Annotated in this window: 28 protein-coding genes; 14 read left to right on the plus strand and 14 right to left on the minus strand. The window is 66.7% G+C overall.

Going from position 1 to position 20918, the window contains the following annotated elements; all coding sequences use genetic code 11:
- Positions 1–33 precede the first annotated feature (33 nt).
- Positions 34–216, plus strand: a complete 183-nt coding sequence (locus ACIO52_RS31915) for a hypothetical protein (protein WP_402649122.1) — start codon at positions 34–36, stop codon at positions 214–216.
- A gap of 344 nt (positions 217–560) precedes the next feature.
- Positions 561–1700 (plus strand): hypothetical protein, encoded by a 1140-nt coding sequence (locus ACIO52_RS31920; RefSeq protein WP_402649125.1) that lies wholly within the window; start codon positions 561–563, stop codon positions 1698–1700.
- Between the two features lie 145 nt (positions 1701–1845).
- Here the strand turns inward: ACIO52_RS31920 and ACIO52_RS31925 are convergent, their stop codons facing one another.
- Together ACIO52_RS31925 and ACIO52_RS31930 are read right to left on the minus strand one after the other, a co-directional pair.
- A complete protein-coding gene (locus tag ACIO52_RS31925; protein ID WP_402649127.1) occupies positions 1846–2163 on the minus strand; it encodes a hypothetical protein in 318 nt (105 codons plus the stop codon).
- The gene (locus ACIO52_RS31930) at positions 2160–2987 is read right to left on the minus strand and encodes a ParA family protein (RefSeq protein WP_402649130.1); all 828 of its coding nucleotides are present in this window, start codon (positions 2985–2987) and stop codon (positions 2160–2162) included. The genes ACIO52_RS31925 and ACIO52_RS31930 overlap by 4 nt, the downstream gene beginning before the upstream one ends.
- A gap of 110 nt (positions 2988–3097) precedes the next feature.
- On the opposite strand from ACIO52_RS31930, the gene ACIO52_RS31935 reads away from it, so the two are divergent.
- The 5 genes from ACIO52_RS31935 to ACIO52_RS31955 all read left to right on the plus strand — a co-directional run bounded on the left by ACIO52_RS31935 (position 3098) and on the right by ACIO52_RS31955 (position 9259).
- Positions 3098–3346: a hypothetical protein gene (locus tag ACIO52_RS31935; protein WP_402649133.1), complete on the plus strand. Its 249-nt coding sequence runs from the start codon at positions 3098–3100 to the stop codon at positions 3344–3346.
- The gene (locus ACIO52_RS31940; protein WP_402649136.1) at positions 3346–5196 is read left to right on the plus strand and encodes a hypothetical protein; all 1851 of its coding nucleotides are present in this window, start codon (positions 3346–3348) and stop codon (positions 5194–5196) included. The genes ACIO52_RS31935 and ACIO52_RS31940 overlap by 1 nt, the downstream gene beginning before the upstream one ends.
- Positions 5197–5704: 508 nt before the next feature.
- A complete protein-coding gene (locus ACIO52_RS31945) occupies positions 5705–6295 on the plus strand; it encodes a MobC family plasmid mobilization relaxosome protein (protein WP_402649138.1) in 591 nt (196 codons plus the stop codon).
- A gap of 10 nt (positions 6296–6305) precedes the next feature.
- A complete protein-coding gene (locus ACIO52_RS31950; protein ID WP_402649140.1) occupies positions 6306–8987 on the plus strand; it encodes a relaxase/mobilization nuclease domain-containing protein in 2682 nt (893 codons plus the stop codon).
- A gap of 119 nt (positions 8988–9106) precedes the next feature.
- A complete protein-coding gene (locus ACIO52_RS31955) occupies positions 9107–9259 on the plus strand; it encodes a hypothetical protein (protein ID WP_402649143.1) in 153 nt (50 codons plus the stop codon).
- A gap of 36 nt (positions 9260–9295) precedes the next feature.
- On the opposite strand, the gene ACIO52_RS31960 is transcribed toward ACIO52_RS31955, so the two are convergent.
- Positions 9296–9538, minus strand: coding sequence for a hypothetical protein (locus ACIO52_RS31960; RefSeq protein ID WP_402649146.1), 243 nt, complete (start codon positions 9536–9538; stop codon positions 9296–9298).
- Between the two features lie 23 nt (positions 9539–9561).
- Positions 9562–9819 carry a hypothetical protein gene (locus ACIO52_RS31965; protein ID WP_402649148.1) on the minus strand — a complete coding sequence of 86 codons (258 nt, stop codon included), beginning with the start codon at positions 9817–9819 and terminating at the stop codon, positions 9562–9564.
- Positions 9820–9841: 22 nt separating this feature from the next.
- On the opposite strand from ACIO52_RS31965, the gene ACIO52_RS31970 reads away from it, so the two are divergent.
- Entirely contained in the window at positions 9842–10006 is a 165-nt protein-coding gene (locus tag ACIO52_RS31970) for a hypothetical protein (protein WP_402649151.1), read from the plus strand.
- Between the two features lie 5 nt (positions 10007–10011).
- Complete coding sequence (locus ACIO52_RS31975; RefSeq protein ID WP_402649154.1) at positions 10012–10266, plus strand: hypothetical protein; 255 nt, start codon at positions 10012–10014, stop codon at positions 10264–10266.
- A gap of 51 nt (positions 10267–10317) precedes the next feature.
- Here ACIO52_RS31975 and ACIO52_RS31980 read toward each other — a convergent pair whose 3' ends face one another.
- From ACIO52_RS31980 to ACIO52_RS32010, 7 genes are all read right to left on the minus strand, one after another.
- The gene (locus ACIO52_RS31980) at positions 10318–11058 is read right to left on the minus strand and encodes a hypothetical protein (protein WP_402649157.1); all 741 of its coding nucleotides are present in this window, start codon (positions 11056–11058) and stop codon (positions 10318–10320) included.
- 2 nt (positions 11059–11060) lie between these two features.
- Complete coding sequence (locus ACIO52_RS31985) at positions 11061–11420, minus strand: hypothetical protein (protein ID WP_402649159.1); 360 nt, start codon at positions 11418–11420, stop codon at positions 11061–11063.
- 648 nt (positions 11421–12068) lie between these two features.
- Entirely contained in the window at positions 12069–12590 is a 522-nt protein-coding gene (locus tag ACIO52_RS31990) for a hypothetical protein (RefSeq protein ID WP_402649161.1), read from the minus strand.
- Positions 12591–13427: a hypothetical protein gene (locus tag ACIO52_RS31995; protein WP_402649164.1), complete on the minus strand. Its 837-nt coding sequence runs from the start codon at positions 13425–13427 to the stop codon at positions 12591–12593.
- Positions 13428–13712: 285 nt separating this feature from the next.
- Entirely contained in the window at positions 13713–14162 is a 450-nt protein-coding gene (locus ACIO52_RS32000; protein WP_402649167.1) for a GNAT family N-acetyltransferase, read from the minus strand.
- A 285-nt stretch (positions 14163–14447) separates the two neighbouring features.
- Positions 14448–14687, minus strand: coding sequence for a hypothetical protein (locus ACIO52_RS32005; RefSeq protein WP_402649170.1), 240 nt, complete (start codon positions 14685–14687; stop codon positions 14448–14450).
- Between the two features lie 3 nt (positions 14688–14690).
- Complete coding sequence (locus tag ACIO52_RS32010) at positions 14691–14996, minus strand: hypothetical protein (protein WP_402649173.1); 306 nt, start codon at positions 14994–14996, stop codon at positions 14691–14693.
- 527 nt (positions 14997–15523) lie between these two features.
- On the opposite strand from ACIO52_RS32010, the gene ACIO52_RS32015 reads away from it, so the two are divergent.
- Together ACIO52_RS32015 and ACIO52_RS32020 are read left to right on the plus strand one after the other, a co-directional pair.
- Positions 15524–16297, plus strand: coding sequence for an RNA polymerase sigma factor (locus tag ACIO52_RS32015; protein WP_402649177.1), 774 nt, complete (start codon positions 15524–15526; stop codon positions 16295–16297).
- 533 nt (positions 16298–16830) lie between these two features.
- On the plus strand, positions 16831–17214 hold the full coding sequence (locus tag ACIO52_RS32020) for a hypothetical protein (RefSeq protein ID WP_402649179.1): 384 nt from the start codon (positions 16831–16833) through the stop codon (positions 17212–17214).
- 48 nt (positions 17215–17262) lie between these two features.
- On the opposite strand, the gene ACIO52_RS32025 is transcribed toward ACIO52_RS32020, so the two are convergent.
- The 3 genes from ACIO52_RS32025 to ACIO52_RS32035 form a co-directional block, all read right to left on the minus strand.
- Entirely contained in the window at positions 17263–17595 is a 333-nt protein-coding gene (locus ACIO52_RS32025; RefSeq protein WP_402649182.1) for a hypothetical protein, read from the minus strand.
- A complete protein-coding gene (locus ACIO52_RS32030) occupies positions 17595–18224 on the minus strand; it encodes a recombinase family protein (protein ID WP_402649197.1) in 630 nt (209 codons plus the stop codon). The genes ACIO52_RS32025 and ACIO52_RS32030 overlap by 1 nt, the downstream gene beginning before the upstream one ends.
- A gap of 232 nt (positions 18225–18456) precedes the next feature.
- A complete protein-coding gene (locus ACIO52_RS32035) occupies positions 18457–19188 on the minus strand; it encodes a hypothetical protein (RefSeq protein WP_402649185.1) in 732 nt (243 codons plus the stop codon).
- Between the two features lie 94 nt (positions 19189–19282).
- Between ACIO52_RS32035 and ACIO52_RS32040 the strand changes: the two genes are divergently transcribed.
- The 3 genes from ACIO52_RS32040 (at position 19283) to ACIO52_RS32050 (ending at position 20612) form a co-directional block, all read left to right on the plus strand.
- Positions 19283–19873 carry a hypothetical protein gene (locus tag ACIO52_RS32040; protein WP_402649188.1) on the plus strand — a complete coding sequence of 197 codons (591 nt, stop codon included), beginning with the start codon at positions 19283–19285 and terminating at the stop codon, positions 19871–19873.
- Positions 19870–20100 (plus strand): hypothetical protein, encoded by a 231-nt coding sequence (locus ACIO52_RS32045; protein ID WP_402649191.1) that lies wholly within the window; start codon positions 19870–19872, stop codon positions 20098–20100. Before ACIO52_RS32040 ends, ACIO52_RS32045 begins: the two co-directional genes overlap by 4 nt.
- A 92-nt stretch (positions 20101–20192) precedes the next feature.
- Entirely contained in the window at positions 20193–20612 is a 420-nt protein-coding gene (locus ACIO52_RS32050) for a hypothetical protein (protein ID WP_402649194.1), read from the plus strand.
- Positions 20613–20918 lie beyond the last annotated feature (306 nt).

Here is a 20918-nt window from a genome sequence, read left to right on the forward strand (position 1 = left end):
CAGCAGCTGGAGCGATCGAGTTATATAACGGGTATGAGCGCGGTACGCGGAAAGCCCCAGCTAGTCGAGATCGATGAGGCGCTGCTCTCCGCCGTCAAAGCAGAAGCGAAGCGGCTCGGTATGACCTACCGTGCCTACTTCGAGTCGGCTCTGACGCGGGAGTTGAAGGTGTCGAAGAGGACCAAGACACCTGAGCAGCTCCAGCTCGCCAGCTGAACACCCACACGCTGCGTGACATCGCCTGGGCGCGAACGCTTCCCAGTAGGACCTTGCGACCCGTACAACTACCTCGAAGGAGGATCGCGACAGGGAGATTGACAGCAGCGCACTGAGCCTGCACTCAACAAACCCCATAAACGCGAGAAAACCCCCGGCCTGGCCGCCAGGGGTTGTGTCTCGCCTCATAGAGGGACTAGCTCATGCGGAGCAAGTCTCAGGATAACGCACGCACACACAAGGTTGTGTGTGGACACGCGCTTTGGAATGTGCAAAGCGCGCCTACCTATCCTGACCAGCGCAAACACACCATCCGAAGTCGCGGCCGAGTTGCGAAGAACGCCGTGGCCACGCTTCCTATCGCGATTCCGCCACTGCGGCTCGCGCTGCCCGACGCTGCCTACGACCAGGTCCAAGCCTGCTGGTGGTCACGGTCCCGCTGGGTCGCGCACAACCTCGCGCTCTACGACCTGCACTACACCGACCTGCGTGCCGCGGGCCGGTGCGAGTCTGTCGGCCGCCGCACGTTCGAGCTGTACCTGCTCGGCGAGTCCGCCGGCGCCGACTACAGCACCGGCCGCAACAGCCGGGTGACGGTCCGCTCGCTCCAGACCCTCACCCGGCGCAGCGAATCCACGGTCCACCGATGCAGGCGCCTCGTCGCCGTATTCGGCACCCGCACAGTTGTATTCCGCGGCCGCCAACGAACACTGCTCGAGCGCCTGGATTCCTGGCGGCGCGACGACAAGGCCCGCGGCTGGGCAGCGGTGTCCGCCTTGCACGAATCCCCGCTCTTCCCTGTGGATAACGCACTCCTCGAATCCATCCTCCACCAGGGTTTTGGCACCCCACCTACGCGTAGCGGAGGTTCTCTTTCTCTCTCACGATTCAGCTCAATCACTCCCACACAAAACGTGATCGAAAGACGCGCTCCGCGCGGCAAGGACACGAAGCGGGCTCGCCGAACAGCGCGCTCCTACGACCCCAGGGCCCTGCTGCTGGCCTCCAGATGCCGCTCTGACGAACGCTTTCCGCTCTGGCTACGGCAACTGGGCCCTCAAGGGCTAGCGGCCGTCCTGACCCGTCGCGCGGTCGACGGCGGCTGGACAGTCGACGACGTCCACGCCGCCCTCGACCAGGTCTACCTCTCCGGTCGCAAGATCTTCGACCGGCCCCGCGACCCCTACGCCTACCTGGCCTGGCTGCTTAAACCCATCCCCGTCGACGAGCCGCCGATGCTGCTCGACCGGGCCCGCGAACGAACGCTTGAGCTGGAGCAGCTTGACCGCGACCGTGCTCACCGCGCGCAGCTGCGCGCCGAGGCGATGGCGAAAGTGCCGGCGGCGGCGGACTCCTCTGCTCGTGCTGCCGCGATGGCGGCAGCGGCCGCGGCAGGGCGGCATGCCGTCAGCACGACCTCGGTGACCCGCGCGGCCGCGGAGGCCGCGCGGCGCGAGATCGCCCGGCTGGCCCGCGATAGCTGAGCTGCCTGCGGCAGCACCGCGTGTTCCGCTCGCGAGGAACGCTTCTCATGCTTGGTTAGCTAGCTAGGCATGCTAGCAACCATAGCGACGTTGCTATTCACGGATAACCGCAGGTCGGCGCCGGTAGCGGCTGTAGCGGTGCTAGCTAGCAGCCGTGGCGGTCGAGGTACTCGGTGATGGCGCGATCGGTGAGGGAGGCGGCCGAGATGGTTCGGTCACCCGTCTCGTAGCGCAGTTTGTCGACCGCACGCGAGAGCCGCGCCTTGGTCGACGGTCGGATCCTCACGTTGTGCTGTTCGATGAGCCGCTCGGCGAGCTCCGCTGGCGGCGGAGGGGCCGGGTAGCTCGCTGGAGCGGCTGACGGCGTCACGGACGTCGGCTCCGCAGTGGGGGAGGGCTTTTCGGGGAGGGCGTCGGCGGGGTGTGCGCGCTTGATCGCCGGTGGCCGGTTGATGTTGCTCATGCAGGTACCCCGTTCGGCAGTAGGTCGAGCTCGCGGGCGAGATCGGTGTAGGCGACCTGGAGCGCCAAGGCCTTGCCGCCCCGGAACTCGTGTATCGGCTGGGCGAGGGTGTGGGCGTCCTCGCGGGCGCCGAGCTCGGGGATGACGGTCCGGGCGACCAGGCCGCCGTTTCCGTCGCCGAGGTTGCCGTAGGCGGCGCGCAGTTCAGGCTCGCGAGCGATGTGCTCGCCGCGCGCGCGGCGGCGAGAGACCACGATGCCGCCGATCCGCAGTCGCTGGTTCGGCCGTCGCTGCACTTTCAGGACCGTCTTCTCGAGTTCGCCGACGCCTCGGAGGCTGTCGCCGGTGGGCTCGGTGACGACGATGACCTCATCGGCGGCGAGCAACGGGGCGAACAGCAACGTGCCGAGTGTCGGTGGGCAGTCGAACAGGATCGCGGTGTAGGCCGACAGGTCCAGCCCGTCGAACGCCGCATCCAGGCGCCACACCACGTCGGCGTTACCGGACTCAGCGACCACACCGAGCTCGGTATCGGCAGGTGCGACATCGACCCCGTCCCACTCCGAAGCCACCACCACGTCGACGAGACAGCCCGGCTCCCGGCCAGGATCGAACAGGTTCTTCACGGTCAGCTGGCCATCGCCGACGGCAATGCCGACCCCGGTGGTCGCGTTGCCCTGGGGATCCATGTCGACGATCAGCGTCCGGCCGCCGGCGTCCTTGATCGCGCTGGCCAGGCCCAACGTGGTCGCGGTCTTGCCGACCCCGCCCTTCTGGTTGGCCAACACGATCCGGCGCGGCCCGCCGGTGATAGATGCGCTCACACCGAGACCGTAACACCCATAGCAAGTAGCCCTAGCTAGGCTAGCTAGCAAACATACATGTAATACATGTATGTATTACATGTATGTAGAAATGCATGTAGAATTTGGGTATGCCAGAACCGTCCGAATCCGCGAAGATCGCCCTGCCGCTCCGTCGTGGCCGTCGTGGACCAGCAAAGCGCCCGTTCTCGACCCAGCTGCAGGTATCTACCATCGCGCGGCTGGAGTGGATCGTCACCCAGGGCTTCGTGCTCACCGAAACTGTCGACGCCGCGATCAACGCCTACCTCGATGCGGCCGGAGTCCCGGCACCCGACAACGAGGGCCGCATGCCCTCCATCCCGGAAGGGAACCACTGATGTTCCGACGCAAATCCGTCGAGGCCGATCCACTGCTCACCGCGCAGCTGCCCGAGCGCCGCGCCGAAGCCCACGACCGCATCGCCCAGCAGCACGACCCGGCACTGCTGGCGGCGCTCTCCGAACGTGAGCTGCGCGAGGAACGCACCGTCGCGGAATCGGTGCGCGATCACGACCGCCGCGAACGGCTCGCCCAGGCCGAGTCCGCGCAGTCGATCGCGGGCGTGATGCGCCGCGCCCAGGAGGACCTGGTGCGCGCCGAGGCCGGCGACCTGGTCACCGCCCGTCGCGCGCTTGCCGAGCAGCGGCGCCAGGGCAGTGCCCACGCGCAGGTCGCCGACCTGTTCCGCAAGAAGACCTGGACTGGTCGCGCGCTGGCCGGTGTGGTCATCGCCGCGATGCTCTACAGCGCGGTCAATGTCCAGCACAACCTCGCTCCCGGCGGTCCGAGCGAGCCGCTGTATTGGGCGAGCTACCTGCTCGAAGCGCTCATCTCCACCGTGCTGGTCGTCTTCATGGTCAACTCCGCGGCCGTCTCGCGGTGGCGTGTCAGCGAGGACGAGACGCTGATCCGCTGGCTCGAAGGCGCGCTGCTGGCGATGAGCATCGGGCTCAATGTCTACCCCTACGTCGGCAAGGGCGATCTCTACAACATCGCCGTGCACTCCGTCGCGCCGGTGATGGTCGGCGTCGCGCTGTTCGCCCACACCGCGGTGATGCGCCGCTACGGCCTCGCGATCGAGCGCGCGGTCGCGGCCGCCGACGCCGCCGGCGATGACATCGCCGAGCGCATGTCCGCCCTCGCCGACACCGCGCGCTTCGCCGTCAGCACCCGCGCCGACACTGCGGCGCCGAGCGTCACAACGCGGATGGTCGACGACGATGCGGTGCTCGCAGAGTACGAGGACGAGTTGCGCGTGATCGACGATCCCGCAACCGCCCCGCTGCCGCGCGCGACCGAGGCAGTGATCGACGACCCGCGCGCGACCGCGGACTCGACCGATCGCGCGTGGACGGATGAGTCGATCGCGCGCGACGAGGCGATCCCGCACGCCACTGATCGCGCGCCGATCGCGCGCGAGGACCTCGATCCCGCGCGCGGAATCATCGCTCAGTCGATCGCGCGCGCAGCGCACACCGCGCGCGACACCGACATCGTCGCGCGCGCGACCGAGGACAGTGGCACCGAGCCGATCGCGCGCGACGAGCAGCCCGCGCACGCCACTGATCGCGCGCCGATCGCGCGCGAAGACGACAGCACCGCGGCCGCGGCGCCCGCATCGATCGCCGCGCATATCCCGGCTGAGCTGGACACCGATCACGCTCCGATCGCCGCGCACGACAGCGAGCAGACCCCCGCCGACGTTGTCGAGACCGAGCAGCCGCGCGCGGACGTTGCTCCCGCCGAGGAGTCGGTCGCGCGCGGGCAGGAGACCCTCGATCGCGCGCGGACTGCGCCGATCGCGCCGATCGCGCTCGTCTCGATCGCGCGCGAAGACACCGATCGCGCGCGGCCGTCGCGCGCCGATCGCGCGCGGGAAGCCTCGACCACGGGTGCACTCGCGCGCGCGACCGAGCCCGCGGTGATCGCGCGCGGCGACCGATCGCGTGCGACCGATCACGGCCCGTTCGATCGCGAGCTGTCGCGCGCGGAGGCGGGCCGGTTCGCGCGCGCGGTGTCCGAGCGCGGACTGAGCAAGCAGCCGGTGGCGATGCTGACCGAGATCTACTTGCTCGCCTCGCAGGGCCACAAAGCCAACGCGATCGGCACCCAAGTCGGCCTGCCGCACTCCACAGTCGGGCGCGCGCTCTCGCGCGTGAGCCAGGTCGTGGGTCCCCGCCTGATCTGATCTCTCGTCCCTCACATAGGGACAGGGCCCTGGCGGGTCGTATCCGCCAGGGCCCTGTCGCGTCCGAACACTACCTGCGCGCGGACGCTGCTTCGTGCGCGCGGGTGTCGCTAAGCGCGAGCGTGGCGTGGATCTGTGCTTGCGCCTGAACGGCCCGCAGCCTCTCCCACATCACGCGGTCCGCCGCCTCGCGACCGCTGCCGGCGTACTGACCTGCCCACCCACTTTCAGGCACATCTCCCGACGTATCCAGCGCCACTTTCAACATCCTGTACGCCTCATTCGCGAGCTCATCAGCACGCGCAGCATGTGACCCATCCATGCCCCGAAACGCTAGAACCCACACCACGAAACCACGCTGAAAACCACCTCAACACAGTCCGACACGCAAACGCGACACACCACCCACAGAACCGCTACTATTGAAACAGTCCCGACGGAGCAAGTTAACGGATACGGTCCCGTATCTGTGCTCACCCTTTCGGGGTGAGGTCACCACCCAGCCGGGGTGGGCGCTGCGCTGGGCTGTCGGCGGGAGCCGAAAGGGAGGTGTCGGAACAATGGTGGTGGCGAGGCGGTGAGCACGGAGGTCGCGGCGGAGCCGACGGAGACGGGTGGGCGCCGGGCGCAGGAGGTGTCGCGTGAGCGTTCGCGTCGCCGGCGTTCCAACATCGACGAGGCGGAGGGACGCCGGATCGTGAAGGTCCGGTTGACCGATGCCGAGTACGCGAAGGTGGCGGCGGCGGCCGAAGAGGTGTCGATGACGGTGCCTCGATACCTGGGGGAGTGCGCGGTCAATCCAGTCGCGTCAGCGACGACCAAGTCCGGCAAGCCGCGGCCGTGGCTGACATGGCCGAAGCGCCAGGCGCTCGCGACGTTGGTGCTCTCGGCGACCGAGGCGATGGACATGATCCGGTTGCAGCACTTGTCGAAGATCGGGTCGAACCTGAACCAGATCGCCCGGGTAGCGAACAGCAACGGGGTGATCTCCTCCGACGAGATCTACGAGGTGCTCGACGATGTGCGGGAGTTGATCGACGAGCTGCGTGAGCGCGCGACGGAGTTGCAGCAGCTGGCGCGCGACACCACGCGACGGTGAGGGCGGCGCGATGATTCCGAAGGTGAGCCGCGGGCAGAAGATCGGCGGGCTCATGGTCTACCTGCTCGGCGAGGGTGACCACAACGAGCACAAGGACCGCCACATCATCGCGGGTTCGCCCACGGTGATGCGCGAGGTGTGGCTCGATCACTTCGATGGCAAGGATGCCAAGCGGCCCGCGCGCGACACCGCGCTCGCGGTCGCACACGAGATCGACATCCCCCGCCGCCTCTACGGCACCCAGGCGCGGATGAAGGCCAAGGCCGCCACCGCCACCCGCGGCAAGCGCGTCGATGTCATCGAGCGCCCGGACAAGGGTGAGGCCGGCGTGATGCGGGACGCCCCGGTCTGGCACTGCGTGCTGTCGCTGGAGCCGGGAGAGTCGCTGACCGACGAGCAGTGGTCGACAGTCGTGCACGACTTCATGACAGAGATGGGCTTCACCGCCTCGCCGGACGCCAAGCGCGCGCAGGCGAGATGGGCGGCAGTGCGGCACGGGCTCTCCGGTGAGCGCGGGGACGGCCAGGATCACATCCACATCGCTGCCTCCCTCGTTCGCGACGACGGGTCTCGGGTGTCGACCTATGACTACGGGCCCGGCAAGGCCAAGGGGGATTGGCCGCGCTCCCAAGAGGTCTGCAACCTGTTGGAGCACCGGTACGGGCTGAAGGTGCTCGCCTCCCGTGAGCAAGGCGGCTCGCTGTCGGGTGACAGTCGGGCGGAGTTCGAGCGCACCCGGTCCGGCCGCACACCGGAATCCGAGCGTGACCGTCTGCGCCGGTTGGTGCGGACGGCCGCGGTCGGCGCCGAGAACGAGACCGAGTTCGTCACCGCGCTGCGCGAGTCCGGCGTCTCGGTTGCGCCGCGTTGGGCCGCTGGCGGACAGAACGAAGTGACCGGATACAAGGTGCGTCTGCACCGCGCCGGCGCCGAGGCCGGGCCGTGGCTCGGTGGCGGGACCCTCGCCAAGGACCTGACCCTGACCGCTCTGCGCGAGCAGCAGTGGACCGACACCGAGCAGGGTCGTGCCGAGGCCCGCGCGGTGTGGAAGAACAAGACGGCAGCGCCGAACCGGTCTTCGTCGCGGGGCCGGGGACCGCGGAGTCAGGCCGAGCTGTGGCAGCAGGCCGCCGTGGAGTTCGGTGACTGGCAGCAGCACCTGGCCGAGATCCCGCGCGAGGACCGGGCGCGTTGGGCGTGGGTCGCAGGCCAAGCGGCGGGTGCGTTCTCGGCGTGGAGCGAGCAGCTCGAAGGCGAGACCCCCGGGGCGCTGGCAGCAGCGGCGAAGGAACTGACACGGTCTGCGCAAGCGCAGCACGCTGGGCGGCGTCGGTACCGGCCGACGGCGAAAGACCGTCCCATCGGGGACCTGACCAAGCTGCTGCTGTCGACGACACCGCTCGATGCGGGCACACGTCTGCCCGGCCGTCTTGGCCGCCAGCAGAACGCGGACGACGCCGTCGCGACGGTCGCAGTGGCGCTCCTGGCGCTGCTGCTGATTCTGCTGCTCGCCGCGATTGCGGCGCTGATCGAGATCGCCCGCGCGCATCGGCACCGCGGCGAGCTTTCCCGCGCCCTGGCCGTCGAAGGCGTGACCGGACAGCAGCTGCTCCCGGTGCGTGAGCGGTGGGAGCAGTCTCTGGAGCAGCGGCGCTACCAGTGGGACCGCGACGCAGCACAGGTGTTCTCCGCGATCGCGATCCGCGCCGCGGAACGTCGCGGTGAACCGCAGACCGAGGCCGCACCGAAGACCCCGGCTACCCCGAAGTGGAAGGGCTCCCGAGTTGCGGCCGCGCAGGGTCCGCTGACCCCGCCGCCGGCGGAGGCGCCGAAGCGCAAGTCCACTCCGAAGCAGCGCAAGCCGTTCTACGCCGAGCTGACCGCGGAGGAGAAGTCGGCCGTCCGCACGGTGGCGGTGGCCAGCGTCGCCTTCTCGGACCGGGATCTTCGGCCGCGCACGCTCGACGACGCGACTTTGGAGAGCGAGCTCGACCACCTACGCGCCGAGGTCGAGGTGCTGACCCGAGACTTGGACGCTCGCCGCGTCGAAGGCCCGTATGTCCGCAAGGCCAAGGACGACATCGCTCTTGCTCTCAGCAAGGTCACCTCGATCGAGGCCGCGCGCAAGGCCGACGAGCAGGCCGAGAAGTTGCGGCGGGAGAAGGAGCGGCAGGACTGGTCGCTGCAGAAACTGCAGAAGAACCTCGACGCCACCCCGCGCCGGAAGTTCCTGGCCCGCCAGCAGTTGGAGAAGGACATCGCAGCCTCTCGCACCACGATCGAGGAGCTGACCCCGCAAGCTGCAGCAGCCAAGGTCGCTGCCGAGGCCGCGGCCAAGGCGACCGGGTCACCGCGCGAGGAGTGGCACGGGATCGAAGCAGCCGCCGACCCGCGAAGCCAACAGCAGCTTCTTGCTCAGGCCCAGCGGGACGACAAACGCGAGTTCGACGCAGACGCCGGCTATCTGCAGCGGTACCTGCGGGCCAACCTCGACAAGCTCGAAGCCGAGCACGCTCGACGGTCTGAACTCACCCCGCAGCAGCGCATCGCCGAGCAGGCCCGGCGGGAGCAGGAACGTAAGAACCCGGTCCGGAGGCGACCGACGCAGTCGCCGTCGACCGGGCCCGAGCCGTACCGCGGACACCTCCCGCCAGATCTCGGTCAGGCACGCGGCGGCGGGCCCGAGCTGTAGATCACGTCACGGAGCTGCCTCGCCAGCTCGCGCCCACAGGGGCCTGAAATCGCTGTGACCTGCGTGGAGAAGCACCTGGTCATCCTCATCTCGTCAGTTCGAGACGACGAGGAGTCACGGTGATCGATCAGGTAGTGGACGGGGCGACAGCTCTGGGGTGGGTGGTGCTCGGTCTCATCGCCGAGCACGTGCTGGTGTGGGTGTGGACGCGGACCCGGCGTCAAATACGGCAGTGGCGCGCCCGGCGCCGGATCCGCAAGAAGCCGGAGTAGCCGCCGATCGGTAGACGCCAGGCATTGGTCTGGCGTCTACTCCGGCGGGCGGCTGTGCTCGGCGGCCGCGAGCACGGCGGTGGCCACCGCCACCCGGTGCTCCTGCGCGAAGGTGAACGGGTCCTCAAGGACCTCGCGGACGAACCCTTCGTGTGCACGCAGGTTCGCGGGCAATGTCACGCTCGCGAGGGCTGCCCGCACCTGCTTCGTGCTGGTCTCGCTTAGCCAGCGCAGCGCAGCGTCGACGAGTGCTTCACCGGCTGCATCGGGGCGGACCATGCGGCCGAGCGTATCGGCCCGGGTCAGTGCGGGAGGCGGCAGTGGCCATCGACCGGCGGCCAGATGATCTCGTGCCCGCAGGTCCGGCACCACCATGTCCGGTGATGCCCGTGCAGTCCACACGGCAGCGATCCGACCAGCACCTTGCCCCCGCGCAGGAGGTGACCGTTGCGGCAGGCCTGCGGTGCCGGGCGGGCCCAGCCGCCGCGGACCGCGTAGAGCCGGCCGGGGTCGACCACGGTCCGGCCCACCATCCAGACCGGCTCCCATGTCTCGCTCATATGTTCGAGTATTCTCGCTCGTATGCAGGTGGGCGACTTAGTCAGGATCGGTTCGGCTGGAACACAGCAGTTCCGCGTGATCGAGCTCGACGACGAGGGCGGCGCCCGCATCGAGCCAACCTTGGACGCACCGGGTGCCTATGCGTTCCGGATGCGGCTGATCGACCTCACGCCCTGGACGGAATAGCCCGTATGGCCGACGAGCACCTGCTCTCCACGCGCCAGCAGCAGCTGGTCCTGGCCGTCGTGGCCACGCTCAACGACGGCGCCGCAGACATCTACGCGCACGTGCGCGCTGCCGTCACACCGCGGCCAGAGCCCACCGACATCGACGCGGTCCGCCGGATCGTCGGACTTGACTGGGTCGGCTACACGCCCGGGGAGAAGCCCGCCGTCATCCTCGCGCGGCTGTTGGACCGTATCGAGGAGTTCGCCGCAGGTCGGTAGCGGAATCGCCCGGATCCAGTCGCGCGTGAGCCTCCGTTGGCCTTGGCCTGCTCAGACCTTGGGATGCCGGCGGCTGGAGGCGAGGCGCTGCTGCGCCGTGCGGCGCTTGGTCGTGTTTCCGATACGGGTGACTTCCACGTCGCTGCCCGGTGCTCGACCCCACCACTTGACCGGCACGCGCCTATCTGGCCAAGCGACGTCCATTCCAGCGGCGCGTGGGAGCTGGCGATCGTGGTAGTCCTGAAGCCAGGCCAGCACGGCCTGCTCGCCCCGTTCGTCGTCGATGGGGGCTGGCAAGTCTGTCAGTGTGTGCAGCACGCCGTCCACCTCGAGGAAGACGCTACGTCGCAAATCCTTCGGCGCGGCCGGGGCCGGGGCATCAATGGTCGGATCCTCGCAGGACGCCGTGGTCATGTATATGTTCCACAAACGTCCGTACTGGGCAGCGGTGCGCTCTTCGTGGTCGGGCTGTTGAGGGGCTGCCGAGTGTTTTGCCACGAGCGCGAGGATCTCGGAGACCGGTACGGCGCCGGATTTCTCACTGGGCTCGGTGGTGTGCGCGGCGACGGCGTTCTCGATGGCTTCGCGTAGCCAGGCGCCGGTGGTAATTCCGCGCTCGCCGGCGATCTTGCGGGCCTGTTCGAGTATCTCGGTGGGCAGGCGGACGCTGTAGCCGGACATGGGCGAGGTGACCGGCTCGCCCGGTACGGACTTGTCGATCTCGTCTTCGACGCTGTGGGTCTCGTAGTACTCGCGGGCCGCGTCGATGTCGGCTTTGGTGGTTTTGCTCATCCCTATGTCACCTTTCGCCGGAAGAACCTCTGTTCGGAATCGCTCATCTCCATCGCGGTGACGACGTAGGTGCGTCCGTCCATGGCTTCGGCGGTGACGACCTTGAGGTAGCGCCCAGCGTAGGTCTGGCCGAACACCAAGGTCGTGTTGTTGACGCCATCCGTGGTGAAGTTGGGTTTCCGCGCCGCCTCTTCCACTTCTGACGGCGTGACGTTGTGACGCGCGATGTGCGCTTCGGATTCGTCGGTCCAGAGGAACTCGAACACGATCGATCGTATCACGGACGTAATACGCGCTTGTGGTGCGGGTTCTTCAGCGAATCGGGTCTCGTCGTGCGGTTCGATGTTCGGTTGCGTCTGCATGGCGCGGGACCGTACGGAGTAGGGGTGCAAACCCTGGGGTGGCCGGGATCCGGCGCCGGCGCCAGAGTTCTTGTGGGATGGGGTGGGCGGGGGTGTCGTGGGTCATGGCTCAACCGTGGACACCCGAATTTCGCCTGTTGCAGTCCTATAAGTCCAGAGCTTCGAGGGTGCTCGGTGCCGGTAGCGCCGGTGATCCCCTCCTGTTTCAGTCGGATGGGGTCGGTAGGTGCGATATCGGCGCTCAGCTGGGCAAACCGACTTCGTCGGGGGTCTTGTCGGTGCGGATCCCGCAGAAGCTCGGGTGCCGCAGCAGTCCGTCGCCGCTGACCTCCTCACCGGTTCGGAGAAGTAGCATCTGGGGTACGCGGCTGAGCGCGGTGGGGGCGCATTCTGCGGACGCGAAGATAGTAGATTGCCGTACTGGGAATTAGTTTCTGGACCTTTCAGGTGCCACTATGAAACGACTTGCTTGCCTGCATTGCGGCAAGCATTATGGCGATGTCAGCAGCTTTAGCTGTTGGAAGCGGTGCGTGTAGGAGGTCTCCGGGGCGTAAGTACCCACGCAGGCAGCCTCACCGAGTGGTTTCTAGCCTTGCGGGCCCACATGACTTGAGAGCTCGACCCCCCAGGGGGTCGAGCTCTCGTCGTCTATGGGATGTAGTGAACCGTCATTCGGTGGGTCAGCTTCTTCCGGAAGTGGCTACCGCGGCCCCATGCCCAGGCGTGGATGTCGGGCAGCCACAGCAGGGGGTTGCCCGAGCTAGGCAACTCGTGGTCGTAGTCCATCTCCGCGCGTCCGGCGAGCGCCTCATGGATGATCCTGCGATCTTCCTCGTCCTGGTCGCACGATTCGATTCGCACTCTCGTCACCTGCAACTCCGACAGAGTCAGGACCGCTGCGCCCAAGGCCGCGTTCCTCGCCTGCCTCTCCGAGCGCGACTTCGTCACGACGAACAGGTGGCTATGAGCATCGAGTTCGGCGACAGCGTCGATGATCGGCAGGGGTTTGTCGACGCTTTTCATGTGGATTCGTCTCGAACCCCGCGGCCGCAGCGCTTCGAGTACCGACCGCGTTGCCGCCACGTCCCCAGTGGCAATGGTCGCCGCGCAGATGATGTACTTGCCAGGGCGCTTGGACTCATCGATGAACGCATTCAACTGGCCGGCCATTCACAGACCTCCTGCGGATGGTCGGGCGTGGCTGCTGCGAGCAGCCTCCTGCAGCGCGCGCCGGTCGGCCGTGCTGAACGGTGCGCGCAGCGCACGGTGGTAGCGCTCTCGCAGAACGCCCGGCGGAAGCCGGGGGGAAGCAACCCGCTGGATGTGGATGTCCAACAGCCGCTCAGCGTTCAGCTCCGCGTAGCCGCGCTCGGCGGTCCGCTCCGAAATGCCGTACCACTCGTGTGCGCGCTCCACAGCCATCTCGAAGGGTGGCTTGCCCTGGGTCTCCTTCAGCATGATCAACAACATCGCCTTGCCTGGCAGTCGAAGGCGGTCGATGTACCCCTCGGTCCAGAACGCATGGGGGATGGTGAAGTAGCCCACGGGGTCTTGATCCTTCGCCGATGCACCCGGCTTCGTCCACGCTCGGCCGCTGCCGTCCTCAAGGAGGGGGGTTACGACGGTCGCGTGGCCTCGGCGCTTCCTCGTAACCAGCCGCATCTCCTCAAGCACGCGAAAGGTTTTGGACGCGGTCGTGAGACCACAACGGTTACGAGTGCTGAGTATGTTCGCCCATGCGCCCAGCGGAAGTGCGTCGTCCTCCTCGGACAACACCGGCTGCAGGGCGTACAGGGTGAGAAGCGCCTCCAGTGCGCGCTCCTGGCGGTTGGTGACGAACTCCGCCAAGAGAGAAGGGCGCCCCTTCGGATCGCCCTGAGGGCGCTGGACGAGCACGTTCCTCACGGGCGCGAAGCCACGCTTTGCGCTCTCCAGCAGCGCGCCGAGAGCCTCCGAGGGGCTGAGCGGCTTCTCATCCTCGAGGCCAGCAAACGGATCAACGGTCATGACATAAAGATAGCTCCTCAGGTGATCGTGGCAACCGAGTTGTTCCGCTGATACTTGCCCTGCCAGGTGCCTTAATGAAACTACTTACAAATACACCTGAGACGCCAAATGAAAGACCCATGAAACACCTCAAACATGGTGGGGGTGGGCGCCGTGACGCCATCCTTGTCGGCCCACTTGGTGATATCGCCCCGGAACCTCGTAGACGTCAATTCGGGCTCCGATACAGGGGGTCTCCCGCAGCTGGTCCCGAGCCTCGGGCACCGCGGACTGTCTCGGTGGTCACTAAGATCGTGCTGGCTGGATGAAAAGAGGCTGGCAGCCTTTTTTAGAGAGATGGTTGTAGCGCTCCCAGCCAAGGGAGGACCAAAACGGATCGGCATTTTCGCTGAACGCTACGAGCCGTCGATGAGGATGTCGCTCGGCCAGCGCTTCGACCACCGACACCCCGATACCTCGGCGCCGCACCGGCTGCGACACCTCCAGAAGTTGGATCTTGAGCGCGCTGTCGTTCAGTTGGTCATTCCCGGTGTATGCCTCGAGCCAGACCTTCTCCTCCAGCTGGACGCGGGCGACCTCATCACCACCGACGAATGCCTGTACAAACCATGGATGAGGGGATCTGAGGCTCCGGCGGGGCCACCAATCCGGATTGAAGCCGGCCGTGTCGTCGAACAGGATCGGCTGGAGGCTTCCCCCATCGCCGGGCCGAAGATCAACCAATTCGATATCCAATGGTGGCTCCTCACCGCCTTGCTCAACAGTTCACCGTGCTTACCGGAACGGCGGTGCGCGGCGCTGGTTGGGTTGGACAAGTTGTACTTCACGGACGGGCCGTTCGAAAAACGACCGTTACCGAACACCCTGCTCGCGTCCGGGCGCCGGCGGATGACTCGCAGGAGCGGGTGTTCGGCAGCCCGTTCGTAAACCAGGCTTCAAGAACACGATGGCCACCGAGGCATTGTCTCGGTGGCCATCGGCTGATCGGCCCGTCCGACCAGGACCAGCGCAGGTCCGGGTCTATTGGCCGGTTCCGGACTCGATCCGGTGTTGCTCGACCACGTCGTCGTATTCAGCCCGACGGTCCGCGCTCATGTCGTCCTCGTCGTCGATGGCCAGGCTCCACGGGATCGGGCACGGCGGTGCGTGATCGGGATCAGGGCACAGCAGCCGCTCGATCTGCTCGGCGACCGCGCGTGCTTCCTGCTCCGAGGCGATCACGCCCAGACGGATCTCCCACAACCGTTTCTCGTCCGGCATTTGTCAGATCTCCTTGCAGTGGCGCTTGTAGTAACCCTGCGGCACGCTCTTGTCCGCGTCCTTCTTCGCCGCGGCGATCGCATCCGGCTTGGTCTTACCGGAGCCGGTGCCGGTGATGTACCCCTGAGCTTCACCACCGTGCTTGACCAGCTGGCACTTCACCGTAGCGGTGTGTCGGGCGATCGGGTCGGCCTGGACCACGCCGGGCGCCGACGCCGTCGGCTGTGCCGATGCGGTGGCGGTCCCGACCATCCCGGCGCCGATGGCCAGTGGCAGAGCGATGGCGACGATCAGCTTTCGCACGTGCATGTGCGTTCCTCCCCCTCTTGTGGCCGGATCCTCCTGTTCCGGCCTACATATTGGTTCGACGCGAGCCACCCCGGTTCGGTTCCGATGATCTTGAAAGATCTCACGCACAGCGGGTTTCGGTCCTGAAGGGTTGATCGAGTGCGCGCTGCTGCGTCGGGCCGAGGTGAGTGCAACGGCAGCAGCAAAGGCTTCCTACACGCGCACGCACACACGCACGCGCACGCACACACGCACGCGCACGCACGCGCACACGCACGCACGCGCACGCACGCGCACACGCACGCACGCGCACGCACGCGCACGCACGCGCACACGCACGCACGCGCACGCACGCGCACACGCACGCACGCGCACGCACGCGCACGCACGCACGCACGCGCACGCACGCGCACGCACGCGCACGCGCTCGCGAGACCGGAAAGGCGCCGAGCAACCTGAGACGGCTTCCCGAAAGCTCTGCAACGCCAAGCCCTTACACAGCCGTACAACCAATAAAGGCTGTTTCGGCTGATAAATGTGAGGACTTGATGGCAAAATATGTGAACAGCGCCGGGAAGATGACCACGGTTGGTCAGCACCTCGCCGCCGACCTCTACAACGAGGCCGTCGGATCCATGATCAAGTGGCTCAGCGATGGCGACGCCGACAGGCATTGCCGCTACGGGAACCTGCCGCGACGGGTACTCGCGGCAGCTCAGGTCGATCGGGACCTCCGCGAGGACATTGCGATCGAAACCTTTGTCACCGCCCTGGTTCCGTTCCTGCGCAATCTCGACGCCGGCATCTACGACGCGTCGCGTGGTGCCTCGATTCCCACCTACTTCATCGGGGCGTGCCGAAACCGGCTGGGCGACGTCATCCGTGCTCACCAGCAGCAGGTCGAGGAACTGCGTGGCGATACCGTCACCTATCTGGCTCTTCTCCAGAGGCCAGACGCCGGATTCGAGGAGTTCGAAGGACGCGAGCTCGCTCGCAAGCTTCTCCTGCAAGCTCCCCATGACCTGCGCGCGGCACTGCTGCTGCGCATTTACGACGGGGTGAGCCTGGCAGAGGCAGCCAAACGCCTGGGCCTGAACCCGACGACGGTGCGCTCACATCTGCTGCGGTTCAAGAAAAAGCTGATCAAGAAGCACTTCACCGGCGGGATCGTGATCCCCCAGGACACCGCGCTCGGCCACTGGATCGCGAATGAAACCACAGCCATCTCCGCCCCGGGGTTCGTGTATCAGGTTCAGGCCGCGACGCGAGCCACTCCGGCGATTTCCTCGATCGCGTCCAAGTCCATGACCGAGCTTCAATGACCGCCGCTGGTCACCTCCACCGGAGGAGCCGTCAGTTCGAGGACCGGGGGCCACCTCCTGGCCACCTCCGCCTGTTGCAGCAGGCAGAGGCAACCGGGGACACCTCAATATCCGCGAATCGCTGAAGAACACATCATCGAGGTAGGAAATGACTGTAGTAAGGCGGCCGCAGCAGCGGGCTGAATCCGGCTGCGACGACAACACTGGCCCCCGTCCCCGAAGCGCTGGTCATCGCCAGAAGGGGTGGCAGATGCTGCTCGGGGCAGCGGCTGGGTCCTTCTTCGGCCGGTTCGCCGGCGACGCTGCCACCGACGCCCGTAGAGAGTGGCTGCCGAAGATTCTGAGCTGGTTCGAATAGCGCTGAGGTGGCAGCCGCAGTTGCGGCTGCCACCTCAGCGAAGAACTACGCGCATCCTGTATGGCCTATCGGCGTAGACGCTCAGTGATCCTCCAGGCAGCCGCCGAAGACGCCGCCCGCCGACGGTCGTTCGGCCGGCCGGGGCTTTGCACCCCCTGTCCGTACGGTCCGCGCCATGAATCTGAACATGTGGCAGACAGGTGTGATCTCGCTCGTCGTCGCGGCGGTGATCGGGCTCGCGAAACTCCTTCGCACCTGGACCAGTGAACACTGGCCGAAGTGGCGGCAACGCCGTCGGGCCGCGGCCGACGCGCGCCGTTTCCAGCGCGACCTTCGACAACGAGAGCAGGCTCGGCAGGCGGCGATCGCGGCCGCGACTGCCGAGGGCCGGGTGATCGCGGTCGAGCACCAGAGAGACGGACCGGTCGCGGTGCGCTTTAGCGACAACACCTGGTCGTTCTACTTCAGTGGCGACCGCGTGGCCTACACCGCGGCGATGCGCAGCGGCGACTACCCGCCGACGCGCACCTTCCCGAATAGTCCGCCGCCTCTTCCCTGACAGGCGGGGCCGGGAGTTCGACTCCCGGCCCCGGTGACCTCTACCAGGTCAGTAGTCGAAGCCGAGATCCGCGAACAGTCGACAGGCGAAGGCGATGCCCGCGCGGAAATCGTCGCTGATCCCGTTCTCGTCGAAGCGCTCTGCCGCAGCCTCGAGCAGCGGATCGCTCTGGATCGACGGATGGTCGTCGAGGAATTCGTGGATGCAGGTGTCCGGGGAATCGCCGCCGAAGCCCTTGCGGTCGATCTTCGGACCGCCGATGAACATCTCCCTGATGTGCTGGGCGATGTCGGTGCGGGCCTCATCGGTCGCGCGCTGCCGGATCTCCTCGCCGATCCCGGACAGTTCGTCGGCCAGCTCGGACGCGGACTTCTTGGCCATTACCGTTGTTCTCCCTCTTCGGAATTCGACGCGGCCGCCAGCGCCGGGGCTGCGGTCGAGCTGCTGAGCTCGGGGACGTACTTGTAGATCGTGGCCCGCGAAACCCCGAGCAGCCGGGCCACCGAGGACACCGTCTCCTCGGGCCGAGTCAGGATCGCGCGGGCCTGGCGGATCTGCTCGTCGGTCATCGCCGGTGGCCGGCCGAGACGTTGCCCGCGGGCTCGTGCGGCGGCCAGGCCTTCATGGGTGCCCTGCACGATCAACTCGCGGATGAACTCCGCCAGCGCGGCGAAGACGTGGAACACCAGGCGCCCGCCGGGAGTGGTGGTGTCGAGGGCTTCGTGCAGGGACCGGAATCCGATGCCGCGGCGGCGCAGGTCGGCCACGATCGTGATCAGATCCTGCAGCGAGCGGCCGAGCCGGTCCAGCGACGGCACGACCAGGGTGTCGCCAGGACGTAGGTAGTCCAGGCAGGCCGACAGCTCGGCGCGCTCGACATCCTTGCCGGACTTCTTGTCGGTGAAGATCTTCTGGCAACCCGCCTCGCGCAGTGCGCGCAGCTGGCGGTCGAGGTTCTGGTCGCGGGTGGAGACGCGGCCGTAGCCGACGAGCGCTCCCCCGCCGCCGATCGGGTCGAGGGCGTCGCCATCGAGGGTCAGCGGCGCCAGGCCGGTGCTATCGGAAGTCGCTGTCACCCAACGAGTGTACAAAAAACGGTTCTCCGGAGTTTTTGAACACTCCTGATTTACAACACCTTTTTCAACACCACCGGGAATCGAGCGGCCTGGCCGTTCCGGTTCGGGCGGCCGAGTGTCGGAAAACGATCGTTTCCCGACACTTCGCCTTGGATGACCTCAGCGCCTACTGAAAGACGTCACCCCACGTGAGCCTCGCGGTAGCGCGGTCACCCCAAACCGGAAACCACCAAGGAATTTCCTCCTGATGACCGGGCGGCAGCTTGAGCCCGCGGCGGGGCGCTATCTCCCTCGCGATCGAGCCCAAGCGCTGCATGACCCGACAGCAGTCGCGCATCCAGCGCAAAGATTCAAGAGTGCTCGACAGCTCGGCCTCGGTGATCTCGTCGGTGTGCCAAGTCATCTGCGACCACGCAATGCCATCAGGGTCTGTCAGCGGATCCGGGACCTGACGCCAGTCGAGCCCGCGCGGGTGGCCCGTAGGAGTGACTCGTGCTTCTCCAGGCTGACCCATACGCATAATGCTCATCGTCCGATCGGGCCTCGTACCCGAGATGGACTCGATGTAGAGCAGGTGCGCGAGCTTGTGCCGCACGTTCTTCGTCCGGTTCGCTGCCCCCGACCACTCATCGTGCGGCCAGCGGATCCGTAGGAGCTCAGCGGCTTTCCGGATTTTCACTGGCAGTTCCACACTGTGCAGCGGGTCTCCTGCAGGCCCAGCAGCGTCGAAGTAGATGTGGTTGACCTCGGAGATCAGCATTTGCCAACAGCCCACCACGTTCCAGGCCGTCCGCTCCAGGGACCTGGCTGGATGCCACGCCGCTTCCTCTCGCCTCTCCTGTATCTCGATCTGTTGATATATGCGGCGCGCCCGCTCTTCGTGTGTTTCCTCCTCCATGAGGAGACCGTATCCGCCGCCCAGTCGTCGACGCCGCCACAGCGCCAACGACTTTCCCCAACTGGTCGTCGGGGGTCGGCATTACCCTCGCGGGGTGCCTCCCAAGCCCTCTCCCGCGCTGCAGAAATGGCTCTCCGACCGCTCGGATCGACTCGACGAGCTAGTCGCGGTCCACGGCAAAGTCGTAGACGGCCGTCGCGGCCGCCAATACGCCACCCAACAGCTCAACCACGCGCTGTTCGTCGCCCTGGCCGGTGAGTTCCAGGGCTACTGCCGAGACCTCCACGAAGATGCGGCGTGGGTGATGACCGACGGCCTCGAACCGCTCGGTGACCCACGAATCCCGATCCTGCGCAACGCGCTGCTGCGAGGCCGCAAACTCGACGGCGGAAACGCCCAATCCGGGTCGATCGGAAACGACTTCACCAGCATCGGGCTCGACTTCTGGCCCGCGGTCCAGGCGATGTACCCAGCAAAACGGGACGACTGGCGGGTCCACATCGACAAGTTGAACAAGGCCCGTAACGGCATCGCCCACCGTGACGAGACCAAGCTCCGCGAGATCCAGGAGCCGCTCACCCTGGGCACCTTCAAGAAATGGCGAGTCAAGCTCAAGGCGTTCGTCGCTGGAATGGACCGCGTGGTCGAGGCATACTTGCAGACAACGGCAGGAAAGAGTTGGTGAAGGAGGTGGACCACATGGCGACCACGCCCGCACACAGGCGCCGCGCCGCCGCGCGCAACAAGACGATCCACTTCAAGGCTGGTGACCGTGTGCGCGTCACCTACGGCGCGCGCGAGGTCAAGGGCACCGTCGTGCGCGTCTCCAACGGCCGAGTCAGCGTCGACCTGGACTTCGCCGACGAGCACGTCGCCGGCCTCTTCCGCGAAGAGGAACTGCGCAGCGCATAGCCGACCATCGACGGCCGAACTGATGTTCGAAGTCGGCGGCGTGTCGGCCGCTCCTGGATGCATTCGCGAATCACAATGTAAACATGAATTGTATGGTGAAGGATTGCCCCGCCGATCCGGTGACCGGGAAGAATCTGGACCCCCACAAGAAGCTCGGATGGTCCAGCTACCCCTACGAGGTCTTCCTGTGCGTCGATCACGCCACCGCGATCGACGCCGGCGACGCATGGGTCTGCCACGACGCCGAAGGGGTCTCCGGATGGCAGGTGCTGATCAACGACCAAGTCAAAGACCTGAACAAGTTCGTGGTGACCAACGCTGATGCTCGAATAACGCAGGGGCCGATGAGCCGCCTCGACAGCGGGGTGCTGCCGAGAGGGGCCATGGTGACCTTCGCCGCCCAGCACGTCGGAAGCCGCGACCCGTCGTCCACGGTCGAGCTGCACCTCGATGCTGCGCAGGCACGAAAGATCGCTGAGCAGCTGCTCGCCTTCGCCGAGCTGGAGGGGTGAAGAGGTCCCCCGCCCCACACCCAGGACTGGCCGCGATCGCCCGACGCCGTCGGCATCGCATGCGCCTGGTCCCGGCAGTAGCCCGAGCGGAAGCGCGAGGGCGGCCGGGTAGCACGCGAGTGTGGTTGGTGTTCAACCGATCCGAGAAGTTCTGTCAGTCCACGCCGCCATACTGGCCCGTGGTGTCGGCGCAGGGGTGACGGCACCTTCACTCGACAGAAGGGGGCCGAGCTATGCCCGGTGGCACATCCGTTTTCCCGTTCAGGGTCAACAAAGACATCAAGGACCGCGTCGGCGCCGACGCGC

This window comes from Nocardia sp. NPDC087230 (genome assembly GCF_044744725.1).
Classification (GTDB): Bacteria; Actinomycetota; Actinomycetes; order Mycobacteriales; family Mycobacteriaceae; genus Nocardia; species Nocardia canadensis.

Bases quoted from the DNA above. Each gene is read 5' to 3' on its own strand.
- ACIO52_RS31960 (WP_402649146.1), bottom strand. From the start codon at position 9,538: ATGGTCCGCCCCGATGCAGCCGGTGAAGCACTCGTCGACGCTGCGCTG.
- ACIO52_RS31950 (WP_402649140.1), top strand. From the start codon at position 6,306: ATGATTCCGAAGGTGAGCCGCGGGCAGAAGATCGGCGGGCTCATGGTC.
- ACIO52_RS31990 (WP_402649161.1), bottom strand. From the start codon at position 12,590: ATGGCCGGCCAGTTGAATGCGTTCATCGATGAGTCCAAGCGCCCTGGC.
- ACIO52_RS31995 (WP_402649164.1), bottom strand. From the start codon at position 13,427: ATGACCGTTGATCCGTTTGCTGGCCTCGAGGATGAGAAGCCGCTCAGC.
- ACIO52_RS32050 (WP_402649194.1), top strand. From the start codon at position 20,193: ATGGTGAAGGATTGCCCCGCCGATCCGGTGACCGGGAAGAATCTGGAC.
- ACIO52_RS32010 (WP_402649173.1), bottom strand. From the start codon at position 14,996: ATGCACGTGCGAAAGCTGATCGTCGCCATCGCTCTGCCACTGGCCATC.
- ACIO52_RS32005 (WP_402649170.1), bottom strand. From the start codon at position 14,687: ATGCCGGACGAGAAACGGTTGTGGGAGATCCGTCTGGGCGTGATCGCC.
- ACIO52_RS31965 (WP_402649148.1), bottom strand. From the start codon at position 9,819: ATGAGCGAGACATGGGAGCCGGTCTGGATGGTGGGCCGGACCGTGGTC.
- ACIO52_RS31975 (WP_402649154.1), top strand. From the start codon at position 10,012: ATGGCCGACGAGCACCTGCTCTCCACGCGCCAGCAGCAGCTGGTCCTG.
- ACIO52_RS32035 (WP_402649185.1), bottom strand. From the start codon at position 19,188: ATGGAGGAGGAAACACACGAAGAGCGGGCGCGCCGCATATATCAACAG.
- ACIO52_RS31980 (WP_402649157.1), bottom strand. From the start codon at position 11,058: ATGAGCAAAACCACCAAAGCCGACATCGACGCGGCCCGCGAGTACTAC.
- ACIO52_RS32025 (WP_402649182.1), bottom strand. From the start codon at position 17,595: ATGGCCAAGAAGTCCGCGTCCGAGCTGGCCGACGAACTGTCCGGGATC.
- ACIO52_RS31935 (WP_402649133.1), top strand. From the start codon at position 3,098: ATGCCAGAACCGTCCGAATCCGCGAAGATCGCCCTGCCGCTCCGTCGT.
- ACIO52_RS31970 (WP_402649151.1), top strand. From the start codon at position 9,842: ATGCAGGTGGGCGACTTAGTCAGGATCGGTTCGGCTGGAACACAGCAG.
- ACIO52_RS32020 (WP_402649179.1), top strand. From the start codon at position 16,831: ATGAATCTGAACATGTGGCAGACAGGTGTGATCTCGCTCGTCGTCGCG.
- ACIO52_RS31925 (WP_402649127.1), bottom strand. From the start codon at position 2,163: ATGAGCAACATCAACCGGCCACCGGCGATCAAGCGCGCACACCCCGCC.
- ACIO52_RS32015 (WP_402649177.1), top strand. From the start codon at position 15,524: ATGGCAAAATATGTGAACAGCGCCGGGAAGATGACCACGGTTGGTCAG.
- ACIO52_RS31940 (WP_402649136.1), top strand. From the start codon at position 3,346: ATGTTCCGACGCAAATCCGTCGAGGCCGATCCACTGCTCACCGCGCAG.
- ACIO52_RS31985 (WP_402649159.1), bottom strand. From the start codon at position 11,420: ATGCAGACGCAACCGAACATCGAACCGCACGACGAGACCCGATTCGCT.
- ACIO52_RS31915 (WP_402649122.1), top strand. From the start codon at position 34: ATGAGCGCGGTACGCGGAAAGCCCCAGCTAGTCGAGATCGATGAGGCG.